The sequence below is a fragment of the Burkholderia sp. Ac-20392 genome (assembly GCF_017104585.1).
Lineage (GTDB): Bacteria > Pseudomonadota > Gammaproteobacteria > Burkholderiales > Burkholderiaceae > Burkholderia > Burkholderia lata.
Genome location: NZ_JAAGPB010000935.1, coordinates 1 through 1,668, shown reverse-complemented (window position 1 = coordinate 1,668; position 1,668 = coordinate 1). Strand labels below are relative to the sequence as shown.

Genomic DNA, 1,668 nt, shown 5'->3' with positions numbered 1-1,668 from the left:
TTGCGCGGCGCACGACGAGCCCGGCCGCGTCGAACTGCACCGGCGGCCGGTCGAGCAGCACGCGGCGCGACGGCGCATCGTCCGCGCGATCGGCAAGATCGGCCAGCCAGCATTCGGGCGGATCGAGATAGGTGTCGACGTCCACGTAAATCTCGTCGTTCAGCGTCGCTTCGACGGGCTCGACGTCGATCTGCGCGTCGCCCGGCCCCGGCCACTCGAATGGCCGGGCACTCCACGTCCACGTGCCGTCGTCGGCCTGGCTCGGCTGCCACAGCATCGTGCGGTTGTGCACGTCGTCGAGCCAGCTCGCGATCAGCGTCGTGCGCGTATGGGTCCACGTGCACGCGGATGTCGACGGTTGCGGCGCGAACAGCGTCGTGAGTTCGCGCGACCCGGCGAGAAACGCCTGCTCGCGAATCGCGAGCAGCGAACCACCCGCATGGCGCACGCCGTCGCAATCCCAGTCGAGACGCGGCTCCAGCATGAGCCAGCCTTCCCAGAACCCGACCTCGACATGAGTCGGCACGTCGTAGCGCGCCCACTCGCCCGTGTCGGTCAGCCGGTACGCATGTGCGTCGAAGAAATCGACGCTGCGCCACGCGACGTGGCGGTTGTCGATCGGATCGAACCCCGCACCCGCACTGATGTCGTCGGGTTCGCCTCTGAAGACGACGGGCGCATCGGCGAGCGCCGTGCCGCGCACCCAGCGCCGCGCGTCATACGGATAGCCGGCCGCGGTTGCATGCGCTTCGCCGCGATCCCAGCTCACGTAGACGGTATCGCGGTCGATCCAGCCGACCGTGTGATGCCCCGGCTCGTCGATCGTGAAGCCGTCGTCGACGAAACGGCGTTCGACGAGATCGAATTCGCGCACGACGACCGCGTCGGCGCCGCCCGGCGACAGCGACAGCAGCGCGCGATCGCCGTCCGGATACAGGATCGAGTCCTGCTCGAACACCCACGACTCGCCCTCCTCCGCACCGAGCGCGTCGACGTCGAGCAGCGTTTCCCACGCCGGTTTGCCCGCGCGCCAGTCGTCCCAGCGCGTGCGGCGCCACAGCCCCTTCGGATGGAGATCGTCCTGCCACAGGTCGTAGGCCCAGTCGCGCCAGCGGGTCGGAATCACCGGGCGTTCGCGCGGCAGGTACGCCTTGGCGAGGCGCGCCGTCAGCGCGCGATAGGCGTCGTCGTCACGCAGCGCGGCGCGCGTGCGCGCATTCTGCTCGTCGACCCACGTGCGGGCGCGCTTGCTGTCGAGCGATTCGAGGAAACGGAACGGGTCGGCCCCGGCGGGCCAGCGGAAGGAATCGGACATTGCGGATCGGCGGAATGGCAAACAGCGTGCAAACCGCGATTATGTCCGATTGCGGCATGCGCGATGCCCGCGCATGCCGCAAATCGTGCTCAGGGCTCCAGATGGAGTTCCTGGATCTTGCGCGTGATCGTGTTGCGGCCGATGCCGAGCCGCTCCGCGGCTTCGACCTTGCGGCCGCGCGTGAAGTCGAGCGCCTCGCGGATCACGGCCGCCTCGAAGCGGCGTGCGAGTTCGTCCATCACGTCGGCCGAGTTCTCGCGCAACAGCCGTGCGACTTCGGTACGCAAGCCATGCTCCCAGACCGGATAGCCAGCCGGCGCGCCGCCGTTCGGCGCGGCCGCGACGGGCGCGGA

General features: G+C 69.4%; 1 protein-coding gene and 1 pseudogene. Both read right to left on the bottom strand.

The window, feature by feature from the left end; genetic code table 11:
- Window positions 1-1,315, bottom strand: a pseudogene (locus G3N99_RS39860) (S9 family peptidase); the annotation flags it as partial.
- An 89-nt stretch (window positions 1,316-1,404) separates the two neighbouring features.
- A partial coding sequence (locus tag G3N99_RS39855; protein ID WP_277396502.1) for a helix-turn-helix domain-containing protein occupies window positions 1,405-1,668 on the bottom strand: 264 nt, incomplete at its 5' end.